General features: G+C 44.7%; 15 protein-coding genes. 3 read left to right on the forward strand and 12 right to left on the reverse strand.

Going from position 1 to position 17,788, the window contains the following annotated elements:
- Window positions 1-12: 12 nt before the first annotated feature.
- The 8 genes from GZK95_RS15925 to GZK95_RS15960 form a co-directional block, all read right to left on the reverse strand.
- Entirely contained in the window at window positions 13-894 is an 882-nt protein-coding gene (locus GZK95_RS15925) for a LysR family transcriptional regulator (RefSeq protein ID WP_075713633.1), read from the reverse strand.
- Window positions 895-1,070: 176 nt separating this feature from the next.
- On the reverse strand, window positions 1,071-1,703 hold the full coding sequence (gene catB, locus GZK95_RS15930; RefSeq protein WP_075705956.1) for a type B chloramphenicol O-acetyltransferase: 633 nt from the start codon (window positions 1,701-1,703) through the stop codon (window positions 1,071-1,073).
- A 189-nt stretch (window positions 1,704-1,892) separates the two neighbouring features.
- A complete protein-coding gene (locus GZK95_RS15935) occupies window positions 1,893-2,993 on the reverse strand; it encodes an ABC transporter permease (RefSeq protein ID WP_075713631.1) in 1,101 nt (366 codons plus the stop codon).
- The gene (locus GZK95_RS15940; protein ID WP_075713629.1) at window positions 2,990-3,916 is read right to left on the reverse strand and encodes an ABC transporter ATP-binding protein; all 927 of its coding nucleotides are present in this window, start codon (window positions 3,914-3,916) and stop codon (window positions 2,990-2,992) included. The genes GZK95_RS15935 and GZK95_RS15940 overlap by 4 nt, the downstream gene beginning before the upstream one ends.
- Window positions 3,917-3,918: 2 nt before the next feature.
- Window positions 3,919-4,869, reverse strand: a complete 951-nt coding sequence (locus GZK95_RS15945; protein WP_075705959.1) for an HlyD family secretion protein — start codon at window positions 4,867-4,869, stop codon at window positions 3,919-3,921.
- A 1,232-nt stretch (window positions 4,870-6,101) separates the two neighbouring features.
- Entirely contained in the window at window positions 6,102-7,487 is a 1,386-nt protein-coding gene (locus GZK95_RS15950) for a class II fumarate hydratase (protein WP_075715711.1), read from the reverse strand.
- A gap of 14 nt (window positions 7,488-7,501) precedes the next feature.
- Window positions 7,502-7,882 (reverse strand): hypothetical protein, encoded by a 381-nt coding sequence (locus GZK95_RS15955; protein ID WP_075705961.1) that lies wholly within the window; start codon window positions 7,880-7,882, stop codon window positions 7,502-7,504.
- A 151-nt stretch (window positions 7,883-8,033) separates the two neighbouring features.
- Window positions 8,034-9,935, reverse strand: coding sequence for a hypothetical protein (locus GZK95_RS15960; protein ID WP_075715710.1), 1,902 nt, complete (start codon window positions 9,933-9,935; stop codon window positions 8,034-8,036).
- 311 nt (window positions 9,936-10,246) lie between these two features.
- Here GZK95_RS15960 and GZK95_RS15965 point away from each other — a divergent pair, with 311 nt between their 5' ends.
- Entirely contained in the window at window positions 10,247-10,705 is a 459-nt protein-coding gene (locus GZK95_RS15965; protein WP_075715709.1) for a GNAT family N-acetyltransferase, read from the forward strand.
- Window positions 10,706-10,754: 49 nt separating this feature from the next.
- Here the strand turns inward: GZK95_RS15965 and GZK95_RS15970 are convergent, their stop codons facing one another.
- Window positions 10,755-11,402: an HAD family hydrolase gene (locus GZK95_RS15970; RefSeq protein ID WP_075715708.1), complete on the reverse strand. Its 648-nt coding sequence runs from the start codon at window positions 11,400-11,402 to the stop codon at window positions 10,755-10,757.
- Window positions 11,403-11,685: 283 nt separating this feature from the next.
- On the opposite strand from GZK95_RS15970, the gene GZK95_RS15975 reads away from it, so the two are divergent.
- The gene (locus GZK95_RS15975; RefSeq protein WP_075705965.1) at window positions 11,686-12,558 is read left to right on the forward strand and encodes an NAD(P)-dependent oxidoreductase; all 873 of its coding nucleotides are present in this window, start codon (window positions 11,686-11,688) and stop codon (window positions 12,556-12,558) included.
- Window positions 12,559-12,721: 163 nt separating this feature from the next.
- Here GZK95_RS15975 and GZK95_RS15980 read toward each other — a convergent pair whose 3' ends face one another.
- Window positions 12,722-12,970, reverse strand: coding sequence for an Lpp/OprI family alanine-zipper lipoprotein (locus GZK95_RS15980; protein WP_075705966.1), 249 nt, complete (start codon window positions 12,968-12,970; stop codon window positions 12,722-12,724).
- 297 nt (window positions 12,971-13,267) lie between these two features.
- On the opposite strand from GZK95_RS15980, the gene GZK95_RS15985 reads away from it, so the two are divergent.
- Complete coding sequence (locus GZK95_RS15985; RefSeq protein ID WP_075706238.1) at window positions 13,268-14,614, forward strand: DEAD/DEAH box helicase; 1,347 nt, start codon at window positions 13,268-13,270, stop codon at window positions 14,612-14,614.
- Window positions 14,615-14,886: 272 nt separating this feature from the next.
- Here the strand turns inward: GZK95_RS15985 and GZK95_RS15990 are convergent, their stop codons facing one another.
- Window positions 14,887-16,494 carry a BCCT family transporter gene (locus tag GZK95_RS15990; protein WP_075715707.1) on the reverse strand — a complete coding sequence of 536 codons (1,608 nt, stop codon included), beginning with the start codon at window positions 16,492-16,494 and terminating at the stop codon, window positions 14,887-14,889.
- A 168-nt stretch (window positions 16,495-16,662) separates the two neighbouring features.
- On the reverse strand, window positions 16,663-17,787 hold the full coding sequence (locus GZK95_RS15995; protein ID WP_075705968.1) for a mandelate racemase/muconate lactonizing enzyme family protein: 1,125 nt from the start codon (window positions 17,785-17,787) through the stop codon (window positions 16,663-16,665).
- Between the last annotated feature and the right edge of the window lies 1 nt (window position 17,788).

Here is a 17,788-nt window from a genome sequence, read left to right on the forward strand (position 1 = left end):
AATTAAATAAAATCAATCAGATAGCTCGCTAAGAACTCGTTCGCCTACACTGTATAACCATGATTTTTGTGGGTCATTTTGCTTCGCTCTGTGATAGCTCATTACGCAGTGAAGGTTCAAATTTGTGAGCGGAAGCCCAATCGCTCGACAGTTTTTTGGGATAACACGCGACATTGTAAAAGAGAAATGATCCGAGTTAGTGACGATATTTTCTATCGTCAAGGTGTTCTCTACTTCCACATCTGCAGTGATGCGATGACCTAGACTTGCGAGTCGCTCAAATAGTGGGTAGCGGACATCATGCCAGCCAGGGTTACGGGTGATCACAAAAGGGAACTGTTTCAGTTCTTCAAAGCTTTGTGCCGGATGGTCATTGCGTACATAAAATGCCGGCGAGATATGACACAGTGCGCGTTGATGGATCACTTGAGGTAAGGTTTCGTCATAAATCCCAAACAGTACCGAGTTTTCCCCTTCGATTAAACGGGTTCGGGCTTCTAAGTTCCATTGACGCATTGAAAACTTGGCGTGGGGCGCTTCTTTGCGCAGTGCTAAATAGAGCTTGTCACCAAAGTTATCCCAAAACAGTGCGTGACCATACAGTATGATTTCTTGTTTTAGTGTTTGCGGGTCGAAGTCAGTATGTTGAATTGAGTCAAACGTCGAAAGGATATTTTCAAAATGATCAATGTTTGTCTCAATAAAAGTGGTGGGTTCAAAGCCATTGCGGGTTTGAACAAAAAGAGGATCTTCAAAATGCACTTTGAGCTTCGATAAAATTTTACTTACCGCACTCGATGTTTTTCCTAGGGCGTCCGCCACCAACTTGACGTTTCGCAACTCATGCATCTTTACTAAGACAAAAATACTCTGAATATCTAAATTGTTTCCCATACTTACCGCTCTGAATCAATTTAACCTGTGCGAAATATAAAGAGTTTTGCCACCAAAACTCAATGATCTAGATTCGAAAAAATTGAGAGAAGCTTAACAAACTAGCTAAGTGATCGGTGGCATAAGGGTGTTAAAAACCACCGACGAGCAGATTTTCGTCAGTGGTTAAGAGTCGATTAAGCAGGCAACTGGTTTAACCAAAGCTGATGTAAGCCTTGAATGTCTTTACTGCACAGCAAAGGCATCGCTTGCTTAATTAATTCATCGGGCCAGTTCCACCACTGCATAGCGAGTAGCATGGTGATTTCTGCCTGTTCAAAGCGATAACGAATGTGTTTGGCTGGATTCGACGCAACGATTGAGTATGGCTCGACATCTTTGGTTACCAGCGCACGAGAGGCAATTACGGCTCCATCACCAATTTTGACGCCGGGCATAATCATCGCTTCAGAGCCAATCCAGACATCGTTGCCAATAATCGTGTCCCCAGCCCGTTCGAAGGCATCATTTGCGCCTGCAAAGAGCGGGTTATCCTGATAAAAAAATGGAAATGTTGTTGCCCAGTCATGACGGTGCCCTTGATTGCCAGCCATGATAAACGCAGCGCCAGAGCCAATAGAGCAGTAGCTGCCAATAATGAGCTTATCCACATCATCACGATCAGGCATTAGGTAGCGAGCACAATCATCAAAACTGTGCTGGTGGTAGTAACCAGAGTAGTAACTGTGCTTACCAACAATAATGTTGGGATTGGTAATTTGATCTTGAATCGGCTTGCCAGCGAACGGGCTATCAAAGTAATTAGTCATGGTGATCTCTTAGTTCTATTAGTTGTGATCGGGTGTTGAACTGGATTATATACCCAAAAGGTTTGAAAGCGCAGAGTCTGGTTTATCATGGGGATCAAATAGCCAACGGCGCTCAGTCGAGAGGAGTGTTGTGAAGGGAGGGGGCGCGATCTTGCCAAAGAATTTGAACCGACCGCGCCGCAGTGGAAACTAATCGAGGGATTTTTTAAAGCGTTTTGAAGCGACAATTAAGCCAAATACTGTAAAACCAGCGAGCCACGCCGTATCGCGCCACAAGTCGATTAAATCAGCACCCCGCAAGACAATACCGCGAATTAAGCGCATAAAGTGGGTGGCTGGCAACACTTCCGATATCCATTGTGCTGCAACGGGCATCGCTTCATAAGGAAACATAAAACCAGACAACAAGATTGAAGGTAGCAAAATAAAGACCGTCATTTGCATCGCTTGCAACTGGGTACTGGCAATGGTTGAGATGACCAGACCAAGAGTTAAACTGGCAGAAATAAACAGCAAGGTGCCCAGTAGAATTTGGCTTAATGCGCCATTTATCGGTACGCCGAATATAAAATGCCCCAAGCCTAGAATGATCCCAACTTGGATCAAGCCGACAAAAATGTAGGGTACAATTTTCGCCACCATCAGCTCTATCGAGTGGATAGGGGTGGTAATCAATAACTCAAGATTGCCTCGTTCCCGTTCTCGTACAATGGCGGCGCTGGTAAATAGGATCATGGTCATGGTTAATATCACTCCAAGTAGGCCAGGGACGATATTGACCGCTGAGCGCTGGCTTGGGTTGTAAAACAGCGCAACTTCGAAGGTTTTATGCACTTGAGGTTTGATTTCAAAATCAAAATCAGTCAGCGGCATGCTTTGCAAACCGAGGATAGCAGCACTGATCATCGTATCTGAGCCATCAACGATCCATTGCCCTAACTCGCGCCCTTGCACCATTCGTTGAGTTAAGTCTGGCGGTAAGATCAACGCAGCTCTAACGCTACCATCTTGGATGGCTTGTTCGGCTTGTTGTGGCGTTGCGAAACGTTGTTTGATCTCCACGACTTGAGTGACACGAACTGACTCTGTTAACACGCGGCCAGCGGCACTTTGGCTTTGGTCAACAACGGCGATAGGGATATTACGTACATCAGTATTGATCGCGAATCCAAACAATAGCAGTTGGATAAGCGGGATCATTACCACCATACCAAATGTGATGCGATCACGTGAAAGTTGGCGAATCTCTTTCAACATTACCGCTTTCATTCGCACAAAACCGAGGATCATTGGCGGCCCTCCCCAGTGACTGTGACAAACACATCCTCTAAGCTTGGACGAGCGAGGTTCATCTCAGCGTTAGCCAGTTGCGGAAACTCGTTAGCCAGCCATTGTATTGGCTGATCGATGTGGGCGTGGATCAATACTCGCAGGCGAACACCGAGTTGGGCTGCCGAACGAACTTGTGGTCTTTGCACCAACATTTCCTTTAACGTTCGCAATCCTGGCGCTTTAATTTCCACAACATTGACTCCCATTTCTGCCATCAAACGTTCTGGCTCACCATCAGCACGGATCAAGCCCGACTCCATAATCGCTAGACGATGACAACGTTCCGCCTCATCCATATAGTGGGAGGTGACTAAAATTGTGGTGCCTTGATCGCTGAGATCAAATAGCTGTTCCCAGAACTCGCGGCGGTTTTCAGGATCCACTGCGGAGGTGGGTTCATCTAGAAACAGAAGCTCTGGTTTGTGCATGGTGGCTGCGGCCAGCGATAGGCGTTGCTTTTGTCCGCCACTCATACCGCTAACCCGCTGCTTGCGGCGCTGATCTAACCCATAAACGCCAAGCTGATGATTGATGCGAGCGTGTAGGGCTTGATTGGGCATACCAAAGATCTGGCCGATAAACTGCAGGTTCTCTTCAACGGTGAGATCATCATACAGCGAGAACTTTTGCGTCATATAGCCGATCTTAAGTCGCAGTAACTCTGACTGCTTGGGGATTTGCAGGCCCAGAACATCCACTTTACCTGAGGTTGGGCTTAGCAGGCCGGTGAGCACGCGAATTGTGGTGGACTTTCCACAGCCATTAGGACCAAGAAATCCATAAATACTGCCTTTAGGTACATTGAGGTTAATACCTTCTATCGCGGTAAAGTCACCGAATTTTTTCACCACATTGCTGGCTTGAATTGCAAACTCTGACATGGCTATTCCCCGCTCAAGTCAACTTGTGCCGCGATTCCGGAAGGCAATGCGACAGCTGCTTCCGTTAAATCCACCTCTGCGAGGTACATAAGACGTGAGCGTTCTTCTTCTGTCAGTGCGTAATAAGGTGTAAATGATGGTTCAGTTGAAACCCAGCGAACATGCCCATCAAACGCTTGTTCAACGCCATCCACATAAACTTTTACCTGTTTACCCGCAGTAAAGCTGACACGATAGTTCGCAGGCACATAGACTCGTGCATAAGGCACTTGACTCGCTTGCACCACAGCAACAATGCCGTTGACTGGAACACGCTCACCTAAGTTGTAAGGCAAGTTATCTAGCACACCATCTCGAGTGGCAACAATTGTCAGTTCATCCAGCTTTTGCTGTTGCAAAGCGACATCTGCTTGAGCGGCGGCGAGTGCCGCTCTAGCTTGTTCAATATCTTCAGGGCGAGAGCCGGCGGTGAGTTTGCTGAACTCTTCATTAGCAGAATCCAGTTCGGCACGAGCTGAGTCACGTGCGGCTAATGCGGAGTCTTTCTCTGACTGGCTGATCAGTTTTTTCGCAACCAGTTCTGCTTTGCGTTGATAGTTTTTTTGTGCTTCAGTGAGTTGTGCTTGGCTACGAACGACACGAGCCTGCGCTGCAGCAATATCCTCAGGGCGTTCACCATTGGTCAGTTTTAAAAGGTAAGCGTCGGCCTTGGCTTGTTCGGCAATGGCATGCGCGAGCAGCGCTTGTTGATTTTTATTGTCAAGACGGACGAGAACGTCTCCTTTACCGACAATACTGCCTTCTTTGATCGGCAGTTCACGAATAATTTCATTTGCAGTTGCAGAGAAGGTCACGCGATCGCGTTCCAATGTGCCCAGAGCCTTCTCCTTTTCTATTGGAGTGCAAGCGGCGAGTGTGATGAGTAGTAGGGTGCTTAATAGGTATTTTTTCATGCACTTAGTCTCTTAGTCACTTGGGTATATAGTGCAGCTTAGTTGAAAACTATCGCTGGTGATGTGATCGTATGTATAGAGTAGTGCTTTTAGTAACGTTAAGAAAAGTCACATAATTCCCCATATATTCATCAAATGATGAATATACTTAAGCTAAGTCGCTTTTGGAGAGGTGGGTCAATTTAGAACATTTGCTGCTCTAGTATTGTTATTCACTCGTTGTCAAACGTTGTTGCTCCTCCAATCCCATTGCTGTCATTCCTCCGATCCTAATACTGTCATTCCCTTGAAGAAGGGAATCTCGCTCTTAGCTTATGTTCGTAGTGGTTTCAATGACTGGGCATTTTAGTCAGACAGGTCGATATGTCCCGCTTAAAAGTTTGGTGCTTTTCTGTGAGCTTTATGCATGCGGTCCAGTTACTCTTTGCCTTGCCAAAGAGTAACCAGAAAGGCGTTCTTGTTTCTTTGACGCTATTCGGCCGGTTTTAGGTGTTCCCGACACCGAAAACCTAAAAATTCGTCCTGAATTTTTGCCTAGAGTATTGGTCACTCAAGCTAAGTCGTTTTTGGACAAGGTGGCTCAGTTTATAACGCTTGCTGCTCTAGTATTTATGTTCACGCTTCGTCAAACGTTGTCATTTCTCCGATCCTATTACTGTCATTCCCTTGAAGAAGGGAATCTCGCTCTTGGTTTATGTTCGTAGTGGTTTTAGTGATTGGGCATTTTAGTCAGACAGGTCGGTATGTCCCGCTTAAAAGTTTGCTGCTTTTCTGTGAGCTTTGTGCAAGCGGTCCAGTTACTCTTTGTCTTGCCAAAGAGTAACCAGAAAGGCGTTCTTGTTTCTTTGACGCTATTCGGCCGGTTTTAGGTGTTCCCGACACCGAAAACCTAAAAATTCGTCCTGAATTTTTGCCTAGAGTATTGGTCACTCAAGCTAAGTCGTTTTTGGACAAGGTGGCTCAGTTTAAAACATTTGCGATCTAGTATTGATGTTCACGCTTCGTCAAACGTTGTTATTCCTCCGATCCTATTACTGTCATTCCCTTGAAGAAGGGAATCTCGCTCTTAGCTTATGTTCGTAGTGGTTTTAGTGATTGGGCATTTTAGTCGGACAGGTCGATATGTCCCGCTTAAAAGTTTTGGTGCTTTTCTGTGCGCTTTGTGCAAGCGGTCCAGTTACTCTTTGCCTTGCCAAAGAGTAACCAGAAAGGCGTTTTTTGATTCTATGGAGCTATTCGGCTAAGCCGCCTTGGGTGAGTTTGGTTGGGTCAAGCAAGCGTTCAAGCGTCTCTCTATCTAAATCGGTTTCTCTATCGGCTACGTCGATAATGGCTTTGCCTTCCGCGTAGGCTTTTTTGGCGATATCAGCTGCTTTGAGGTAACCAATAACTGGGTTGAGCGCAGTGACCAGAATTGGGTTCTTGTCTAACGCTTGCTTAAGGTTATCCTCACGTACGGTGAAAGTTTCAATCGCTTTGTCAGCCAATGCCGTCGCACTGTTGGCAAGCAATTCAATGCTTTCTAGTACATTGTGCGCGACTACGGGCAACATCACATTAAGTTGGAAGTTCCCTGATTGTCCCGCCACCGTGATTGTGGCGTCGTTGCCAATCACTTGCGCTGCTGCCATCGCAGCGGCTTCGGGAATCACTGGGTTGACTTTACCAGGCATGATCGAAGATCCAGGTTGCAAACCCTGAAGTTCAATTTCCCCCAATCCGGCCAGAGGGCCTGAATTCATCCAGCGCAGATCATTAGAGATTTTCATTATCGCTACAGCGGCAGTTTTAAGAGATCCAGACAGTGCCACAACGGCATCTTGACTGCTGAGACTAAAAAAGAAATTAGGGCTGGCAGTAAACTCACTTCGAGTGGTTTGAGTGAGGTTATCTGCAAAGGCACTGGCAAAGCGAGGGTCAGCGTTGATGCCGGTACCGACAGCCGTTCCTCCTTGCGCCAACGCTCTCACCTCTTTGAGTTGCTGCTCAATAGCTTGTTTGGCATGTTCAATTTGATATTGCCAACCGCCTAGCTCTTGATCAAAAGAAATCGGCATTGCATCCATAAGGTGGGTGCGGCCAGTTTTAATACTAGAGCCGATCTGCTGACGTTTATCTTCAAGACGGTCGATAAGGTGTTGCAACGAGGGAAGTAGGTGATTTTCAATTGAGAGTACGGCGCTAATTTGAATCGCTGTGGGAACCACATCATTACTGCTTTGCCCCATATTGACGTGGTCGTTCGGGCTAACAGAGGCGCCTAGTTGAACGCTCGCCAAGGTGGCGATGACTTCGTTGGCGTTCATATTAGAGCTTGTTCCAGAACCTGTTTGGAATACATCAATGGGAAAATGTTCTAGATGATTTCCGTCAATAATGGTTTGCGCGGCGTCGGCGATAGCAGTGGCAATGTCACCTTCAAGTAAGCCAAGTTGTGCATTGGTGATCGCTGCTGTTTGCTTAATGTGGGCGAGTGCTTGAACAAACGCGACAGGCATTTTATGTTGGCTAAAGTGAAAATTATCGACGGCACGTTGGGTTTGGGCTTGGTATAACGCAAAGGCGGGTACTTTCACTTCTCCCATGCTGTCCTTTTCGATGCGAAATTGCTGTGTCATGTCAGATCCTTTTGTTAGTCATGTGGTGCTTGAATACACCTTAGTTGTTGTTGTAAAGAAAGAAATTTTACGTCGCCATCTTCCCACTGGTAGTAATAGCGTTTGAGGCACAAAAGAGGGGTATGAATGGAATCAAGACAGACTCGACGAAAGATTCGGCTATGTTTTGGGTTTTGAATCGCTTCCAGCATGTGGAAGTACAAGCGGCGCAGATAGAGTTCGCACAGAAGGATACTTTCGTACTCCGAACCTTCTTCGTAGTAGGAGGCGAGTGTCATTGACCAATGAATATAGTCTTGAATAATATCGGGTTCAAAGCCATCGGGAGCTTGATGCTGAACAAAACGATCTTGAGCTTTGAAGTATGCGTTGTATACCGGCTGTAATGGATCCATAATTTCCTCTTTTGTGTTAATGATAATTATTATCAGTTAATTCAAAGAGTGCAACCATAAGAAGTTTGGGGGTTTGCGTATGCTTGCAAATCAAAATTGCCCTGAAAGATTTTCAACCTATATCAGGGCGAATAAAATCTTGGTCACTAAGCTAATAGGGGGGCAGTAAGCAAGACCAGAACCCTTTGCATATATAGGTTTGGATATCAAAGTAAAAGATACCTTTATTGTTGCGCCCTATATCTGTGTCAGTTAAATTTCTGCTTCCAGCCTTGTCCAAGAAATTGTTTATTACTTGAGCGTCATTGAAGCTATCTTCTCGATGGTTTGCTATTGGCTGAAATGGGTTTGCATTCGCACTTAGGAGATAAAGCCCGATGATTGTCTTGCCTGTATTGTCAAATTTAGTGATGTTGGCTAAGTGATGATGAGCAGGCATGTCGAAAGTGACATAAGATTTATCGCTTTCCCATAGGGACGTCGCAAATTCAGTATTCACTAACGAAGAATCATAAAATGGGACGACGTTTTCTGCTTGATAGACACTTTTTTCTACCACAAGGTTAAACATGTAGTTATTAATAAACTGAGATTTTGCGTAAAATTCATGATCATAAATACTGTACCCCCTGTATTGTCGATACATATCATGAATCATCACATTATTGATGACATTTACCCAATACGTCTTGTCACCGGCATAGCCAGAAGCGGTGATACCATTAGCACCTGTGCGAATATAGTTATTTAAGACATTGGTTACTCCTTCAGGTCGAGTGACTAGCCCGCCGACTTTAATCGCTCCCCATTTCTTGCCACGATCATCACCTAGGTCATGGATATAGTTGTTAAAAACATAACTTGGCCCTTTCACATTAGGAATAACACTGACTCCGACATATCCATGCTCAATTTCATTGTCGTAAAAGGAGACATTATTTTGCCCCCCATCCATTTCGATAATATCGTCATTGGAATAGGCGAGATAATTATTGTAGATTGCGGAATCTCGAACAAAGCCACCTAAGATACTGCCGTTGCTGCGACTCTCTATCACATCATTGAATCTATGGCCGTGCGTACCATAGAATCGATTGTTACGTAGGATCACTTGCCCCGAGTAATTCCAGTCTGGGTGATTGGCTGCTGCTAAATAGGCATTTGGGCCATGAGGATGTCCGGCACTCCAGTTATTTGCTTTGGGAACGGGTGAATGAACATGACAGTTTTCAACGACAACGACACCAGTGTTGAGTAAATTGAATGCAGAGTCATAGTTGATTGCTGTTCGGTCATCTGCATTCTCATAAGCTAAGCCATCAACGATCACATTAGGGGTGCGCCCGAAGCCAGAAATATCACACCCATTGAACCATAGACTGTGGCTTGAGTTACTTGAGATGGCATTTTTACGACCTCCCGAGACGGTGATGTTTTCGAAATAAATGTATTTGTTTGAGCCTATATTAATGGCTGAGTCATGCACGTTGCTGTCGGCCACAATTGGTGTTGTGTCATCACCTATAATTTTTGCCCAACCATCACTTGTCCCCTCAATATTTAGTGCTTCGAGGTCGAGTTGTCCACCGAAGTAGATGTCTTTTAGATGGTAGATTTTTTGCGGATCGAATTGAGGTTGAGAGTCCCAAGTTTTAAAAGAGTAGATCTGTATTTCATCGTCTTGGACATCACTCCTTAGTGTGACCTTAACTTCGTATTCGGTCTGTTCTTTTAGGTAGAAAATGCTTCCTGACAGGGCGTTGTCATGGCTATTCCAATGCAAATCTAATCCGTCTTGCCAGTTTTCGTCCCCTTTTTTGCGGTATTGTATGCTTGCCGTGTCACTCTCTAAGCGGTCAAAGATACTAATACTTGCAGACTCAAGTAGAGGCGTAATTCGATAGGAGATGTTGTTAGTCGCGGAGGCAAGGTTATCGACTTCAGAACTGTGTGAAACAGAGGCCGAAGAAAACATAAAGATCATGGTAAGTAAAAAACTTACCGCTCGCGCTTTACCATGTTTAGTGGCTATGAAATGGTTTAATTTATTCATTTGAAGCCTATAGATGTTTGGTATGTGATGCTGATTTTATAAACTTTAGTTTAGTTTGATTATGTTAGTTGAAAGTCATACCAGGCTAACAATGTAACGAAATGGAATGAAGATAACATGTGCAAAACAAGGTTTGCATGGTTTTCAGTACGGCTGCATACCTAAGGTATCACATCCAGAACTTTCTAAAGAGAGTGCGGTATGAGGGGCGCAGATAGGGGATTTTGTTTCGACAAGTTAAAAGAGTGTTTAACTTTTTAAGAAGGTTGGTATTGTACGAAGGCGAAGGTAGCAAGGGATAAAAGCACAATATGAAAATAGTAGAAGTCAACAGGGACAACTTACAACAAGTTATTGCTTTGCAGTTGGATGATTCTCAAAAGGGCTTAGTGTCTGATAATGTTCATTCCATGGCTCAATCAGCCGTAAACACAAGCTATCAGCCGAGGGCTGCGGTTGTAGACGGAAAAGTTGTTGGGTTTGTGATGTATAGTGAGTGGGTTGATGCCGAATGGGCAGTCATCCCCCGTCCTAGGGAATATTACATTTTCCGTGTTATGACTGATAAAGAGCACCAAGGTAAAGGCTACGGGCGCAAGATGATGAGTATGGTGATAGAGGAAATTCGAAGTAAAAACCCTAAATCAATTCATATCGGCTATTGTGATGAGAACAAAGTGGCCAGAAGCTTCTATCAAAGTCTTGGTTTCGTTGAATATGGACGTTTTGATTGGGGAGATATCGCGGCAAAAATTGAGTACTGCGAATAGAATTACCTGCCAATCGAGTAAAAAGGAGCCTTTTGGCTCCTTTCGAATATCAACTCGCTTTAAGTTCTTCCAATACTATCGATAAAGAAGGTTTGATCTTATGACCGAGTGCTTTGATCTCATCATTAGGCACAACCAAGTCAGGGATCTGGTAAGTTTGCATGCCAGCGGAAACGGCTGCGATCACGCCGTTAGATGAATCTTCAAATGCAATACATTGCTCTGGCGCGACGCCGACGCGTTGCGCAGCCAGTAAATAGATTTCTGGGTCGGGCTTACCATTACTTACTTCACAGCCACATGTTAGCCCCGAAAAATAACCGTCTAAACCTGCCAGTTTTAGCTTAATTTCAGCCAGTTCTCGACGAGTTGAGGTTGCTACAACGGTAGGAATATCATTGGCTTTTAGCCATTCAAGTAGTGCGATAACTCCTTCTTTCACGTCAATGGCTTGGTGATGAGTAATGGCATCGTAGTTTTGCTTCCACTCGTTATGAATCGGTGCTAAATCGTCACCGTACGCTTGTAAGAGGATCTTTTGAATGCCAGTAGAGTTACGCCCAATAATGTTTAGGTAGGCCTCTTGATGAAAGGGAAATCCCAGTGTTTCACAGGCTTGTTGGAAAACACGCATACATAGACGTTCAGTATCGAGTAGTAGCCCGTCCATATCAAAAATAGCAGCTTTAAAGTTCATGGAGCTTATACAATCAGTGACGCAAAGGCGCATTTTTACACAGAAATGGTGGCGAACCGAGAGAATAATTGCAAAAAAACATAATAGCTAAAATGGCTCAATCGGCGTAAACCGTAAAGCTAGCTGTTCGGAAGGGCGTTTTGGCTATTTCTCAGCATCCAGCATCTTGGTGTGATTTGACTATAGCCAAAATGGATATTTTCCGTCATTGTGGTGAGCAAGTTATCTGGTTACAAAATGCAAAGTAGCTAGAACCGCGATAATAATAATTTGGGAGTAAAACATGGAAAGTAAAACCGTTGCTTTTATCGGACTTGGCGTTATGGGATACCCGATGGCAGGCTATTTGAGCAAAGCTGGTTACACAACACGCGTGTACAACCGTACTTTTTCCAAAGCGGAAAAATGGCAGACAGAGTACCAAGGTGTAGCATGCCAAACCCCTAAACAAGCCGCTGAAGGTTGTGATGTTGTGTTTGTATGTGTTGGGAATGATAACGATGTACGCAGCGTCATTTATGGTGAAGAGGGCGTGCTTGCAGGGCTAAATGCAGGGGCTGTGCTGGTGGATCATACGACTACGTCAGCAAATCTTGCTGAAGAACTGGCACAAGAGGCGAACAAGCAAGGTGTCGCATTTATTGATGCTCCGGTCTCTGGCGGTCAAGCAGGAGCAGAAAATGGTGTGCTTACAATTATGTGCGGTGGTGAACAAGCCGTGTTTGAGCAAGTAGCACCGATTATGGATGTCTATGCTAAGCAAAGCACCTTACTAGGTGAAAATGGTCAAGGCCAACGTTGTAAAATGGTCAACCAGATTTGTATTGCTGGCGTCTTGCAAGGTTTGAGTGAGGCTTTGATTTTGGCAGAAAAATCTGGCCTAGATATCGCTCAAGTGGTGGATACGCTTAAGTTTGGTGCGGCGGGCTCTTGGCAAATGGAAAATCGCGCGAGCACGATGGCGCAAGATAAGTTTGATTTTGGTTTCGCGATTGATTGGATGCGTAAAGATCTTGGTTTCTGTTTAGAAGAAGCAGAGCGTCTAGGTGTTGAATTGCCTTTGACAAAAGAGGTTGATCAACGCTACGCCGATCTTCAAAAGCAGGGGCTAGGTCGTATGGATACCTCTGTGCTAATTAAGTCTTTGAAAAACTAGCTCGACCACTTGGTAAAAATAGCGGTGACGTTGGCGCCGCTCTTCGCCAAAAATAAAAAAATCCGATATCAATGATATCGGATTTATCTATGAGCTCATAAGCGAGTTCACTGCATTCCAGTTGCTATCGCAACCTGAACGTAGTTGAACAACAGGCGGGGTCTTATTTAGTGTAAGACTGCGCGATGTTGTCGATACGTTCGTTAGCGCGTGCTGCTTCTTCTTGTGCCGCCATTGCTGCGCTACCAGATTTTTGTACGTCAGATTTTAGAGCGTTAACATCTTGGCTTAGCTGACTTACTTGATTGCTTAGTTCGTCTAGTTTTGCAGTTGTTGCTTCGTCTGGACCTGATGCACAACCAGCTAGTAGAAGAACTGAAGTCGCTGCAGCTGCGATAAACATTTTGTTCATGGATGAACTCCTTGCATTTGTAAGTATCGTTAATGTCCTATACCTATAAATGTATAGTACAAAACATAGTGTAGCTCTATTTATACATTTTACACAGTATAGAAAAGTCAAAATATTCCAAGAATTTAGCGGTTTTAATCCGAGTGTTGCAAAAACGTACCACCATACCGAGTCACTGTTCACGATTTCGTCAAGAACACAGAGGGATTATTTTCTGTGATCTCTATCCATTTTACCTGCTTTCGAGGTATCATAGCGTGTTTAATTATATTTGACGGCGCCACGCCGAAACTGACTTTGGAGAATACTTTGCAGTTTAAAGATTTAGGCTTAGATAACCGCTTATTGAAAAACTTGAACCACTATGCGTTTAAGAAGCCAACAGATATCCAAAAACAAGCAATTCCTGTGGCAATTGCTGGTAAAGATTTGCTTGCTTCATCAAAAACCGGTTCAGGTAAAACGTTAGCGTTTGTGCTGCCTATGCTTCACAAATCGCTTAAGTCAAAAGCGTTTTCGGCAAAAGATCCCCGTGGTTTGATTTTGGCGCCTACTCGCGAGCTTGCAAAACAAGTTTATGGTGAGCTACGCGCGATGCTTGGTGGTTTAACTTACGATGCGACACTGATTGTTGGTGGTGAAAACTTTAACGATCAAGTGAAAGCGCTACGTCGCTACCCTAAGTTTATCGTTGCGACACCAGGGCGCTTGGCTGATCACCTTGAGCACAAATCTCTGTTTCTTGATGGTCTAGAAACATTAGTGCTTGATGAAGCAGACCGTATGTTAGATCTTGGTTTTGCGCCAGAACTACGCCGCATCAATAACGCAGCCAAACACCGTCGCCGTCAAACGTTAATGTTTTCTGCAACACTTGACCATGCTGAAGTCAATGATATTGCGGCAGAGATGCAAGATGCGCCAAAACGTATCGCAGTAGGTATCTCTAACCAAGAGCACCAAGACATTACCCAGAAGTTCTACCTGTGTGACCACTTGGATCACAAAGAGGCGATTTTAGAGCGTGTACTAGAAGAGTCTGAGTACCGTCAGGTGATTATCTTTACCGCCACTCGTGATGACACTGAGCGTCTAACTGCCAAGCTGAATGAGAAAAAACTCAAAGCCATCGCATTGAGCGGCAACCTCAACCAAACTCAACGTAACACGATTATGAGTCAGTTTGAGCGTGCTGTGTTTAAGATCCTAGTGACGACAGACGTGGCTTCTCGTGGCCTAGATATAGCCAACGTAACACACGTGATTAACTTCGATATGCCAAAGCATACTGAAGAATATGTACACCGCGTGGGTCGTACTGGCCGTGCGGGCAACAAAGGGGATGCAATCTCATTGGTTGGTCCTAAAGACTGGGACAGCTTTAAACGTGTAGAGGCATACCTGCAGCAAGACTTAGCTTTCTCGACTCTAGAAGGTTTGGAAGGTAAGTTTAAAGGTTTGAAGCCGAAGAAACCTGTTTCTCGTAACGGTAAAGTCGATTACCGCAATAAGAACAAGCAAACAGCGAAGAAGACGGCGAAGAAACCAGTTAAGCGTGATAAAGGTTTCTACCAAAACGTGGCCGTGGGTGACAGCGTCTTTATTCCTAAAAAGAAAGTGGCACCAAAAGCTGACGACGAGTAAAACAAATTTTTTGAATAGACCACCTTCGGGTGGTCTTTTTTATGCCTAATGGTTAGCCGCAGTGACCACTGGCTTCTCCCTTATAAGGACAGACACCTTAACTCTTACAATTCTTACAGGGACAGACGGTTTAAAGTTGGATGTTTTAGGTTTTAAAGGGACAGACGTTATTACCTTTATACGCGACGCTCACCAAAGCGCAGAGATGAAAAAAGGCACCCTAAGGTGCCTTTGACTTATGACTTATTTTCTATTTCCGAACTACGGCAAACTTACGCTTGGATAGCTGGTTCTTGCTTTGCTGTTTCAGCTGATACTGCTTCTTCTTCAGTATTAAGGCCTAGCAGCTTATCTTGCTCAGTTTGGTGAGCCATGATTGTATTGTAGTTGTTGTTTAGGTATTGAAGAGTCTTAACCGCAGCAACAAAGAATACAGGTACAATCAACACGATAATCAGTACAGGGAACGCTTTTAGAATGTTCAAGTCTGCATTAATCAATAGGAAGATGATTGGCAGTGCTGTCAGCAATAGACACCAGAACAGACGGAACATTGGGTTTACGTTCGCTTCTTCATCAAGTTGTTTTGTTGCAATACCCGCTAGAGAGTAAGACGTACCGTCTAGTGTGGTTACTGTAAACAGAATCATCGTCACTAGGTAAATTGCAGTTAGTACCATAGGGATTGATGTTGAATTAAAGATCTCTTTAACCAGCTCAGTTGGTTGACCGTCAGCGATTAGTTTCACGCCATCAACAACACCGTTGTTGATAAGGTCCATAGAGAACGTGCCACACACACCGAAGATTACCGCAGAGCCCATTGTGCCACCAATCACTAGGATTAGAATAACATCGCGTAGCTTCTGACCTTGAATGATTTTAGTGATAAACACGCCCACACCAGGAGAGTATGAAATCCAGTTTGCTAGGAAGAATACAGTCCAGTATTGAGGGAATAGTGTTGTGCCATATGGGTCAGTGTTGGTGCTCATGCGGATGTATTCCGTAAGCATTACGCCGATACCGTTGGTGAAGTTGTTCATGATCAGTGCTGATGGACCGATGATGAAAATGATGCCAACGAACGCTGCACAGATGTAAATCGTTGCGCTTGATAGACGAGCCATGCCTTTCTCGATGCCAATGTACGAGCTTAGCGAGAAGATAACCGATAGACCAAGAATAACGCCAATACCTAACATCAAGTTGTCTGGAATACCGGTCAGACTCGCAAGGTTAGACGAGATCATTGGAATACCAAGGCCCAGTGTTAGTGCTGTCGCAGCTAGTGTGGTAATGATAAACAGTAGGTCGATTAGCTTTTGTGCCCAAACTGGTAGGCTGTCGTTAAATAGCGAGTTAATCACACCGCTCAAGCTCATACGACGGCTTTTCTTTAGGTAGAACACAACGGCAAATGGGATAGCAACGATTAGGTAGATAAACCAGCCAGCTGCGCCCCAGTGGAACATGTTGTACGCAGTTGCGTACTCCATTGCCATCGCTTTATCTGTGATACCAAATTGTGGGTCCATGAAGTAGTACACTGCTTCAATAAAGCCCCAGTACATGGTACTTGCACCCATACCCGCAGATAGCGCCATTGCGAATAGTTGGAACTTAGTGAATTTTGGTTTGGTGTCACCCATACGGATGTCGCCGAACTTTGAGAATGCGATGTATAGTAGGGCACCTGTGGCAAATAGGGTGTACCAAAGGAAACCAGAACCGAAGTTAATAACGGTGAAATCTAGCATGCTACCCATGGTGCTTTTAACTGCTTCTGGGTATACCACTGCCAGAATACCAAGAAGCAGTACGAATCCAAAACTGCCAAAGGTGAGTTTCCAGTCTATTTCTGAAGTATTCAATTTCATAGTGTGACTTTCCAATATTGTCTAATGTTGCGAATACTCGGACGGAGAGCTGACATCAAGTGCTGCCCCTTCTTGTTCACATGGACAAGAAGGGAAGCGGTTTGTAGGTAGAGGTGTCAGTCTTTTGTTGTCTCTGTATTTAATTATTTTTGTTTTAAAGGCATGCGCTTATTCAAAAACGTAAGATGCCACAGACATTTCTTTCACTTTGTCCCAATCCATTTCGATACCAAGGCCGTTGCCTTCTGGAGCGTGAACATAGCCTTCTTTGTCTGTACGAATGACAGTCTTCGATGCTAGCTCGAAGTCATCGTATGGGTAGAACTGTTCGAAGAACTTACAGTTGTTGTGTGCAAGTGCTACATGTAGGTTTGCCGCTTGCGTTAGTGTGTAACCCATTGATTGGATTTCAAGGTTCTTAGAGAAGCCCTCAGCAATGTGGAAGCACTTGTTCAATGGTGTAATACCGCCGCAAACTGTTGCGTCTTGGCGTACGTCAGACCACATTTCTTTTGATAGTGCATAAGTGACTTCTTGAAGCGTCAGCAGGCAGTTACCGTGGCTTGAGATCTCAAGGTCAGTGTTTTTCACTAGGCGCTTGTAAGTGTTGTAGTCGTAGTCAGAAACTGGCGCTTCTAACCATTCCCAGTTGTAACCTTCTAGACGACGAGCCATTGCCATTGCTTGCTCTGGTGTGTAGAAAGTTGCGGTGTCTAGCATAAAACGAATGCCAGTTTTACCGTAGCGAGCTTGTACAGCATCTACTAGCGCAACGTCTTTTTCATATACACAGTAGCAGTGCAGTTTGATTGCTTTAAAGCCGTGTGCCACACAGTCGTCTAGGTACGGGAAGTACTCTTCTACCGTGTCGAACATTGGCGTTGATGCATAAGAAAGCATCTTGTTACGAGCGCCACCTAGTAGCATGTAAAGTGGCATACCTGCTTTTTTTGCTTTGATATCCCATGCAGCGATATCAATAGGAGATTTTGCAGGAAGACCACCCCAAGTGCAGCGAGATTGAAGCCAGTTGTATAGCTCTTGAGTCGCAAGAGGGTTTTTACCAATTAGACCAGGAACAACAGTACGTTGTGATTCGATGATGCAGCGGTCAAAATCGTTTTCAGTGTAGCTGATGGTTGCGCCAGCACCTTCTGTGCCGTCGTTACAAATTAGACGAACGATGTTGTTGGTGTATAGCAAAGGTTCTTGGTTATCTGCCCATGGCACTGGTGCTGCTTCGCGGTCTGCAACCGCATAAAGTTCAACGCGTTCAATTTTTAGATCTTTCATC

It is taken from the genome of Vibrio panuliri (assembly GCF_009938205.1).
Lineage (GTDB): Bacteria > Pseudomonadota > Gammaproteobacteria > Enterobacterales > Vibrionaceae > Vibrio > Vibrio panuliri.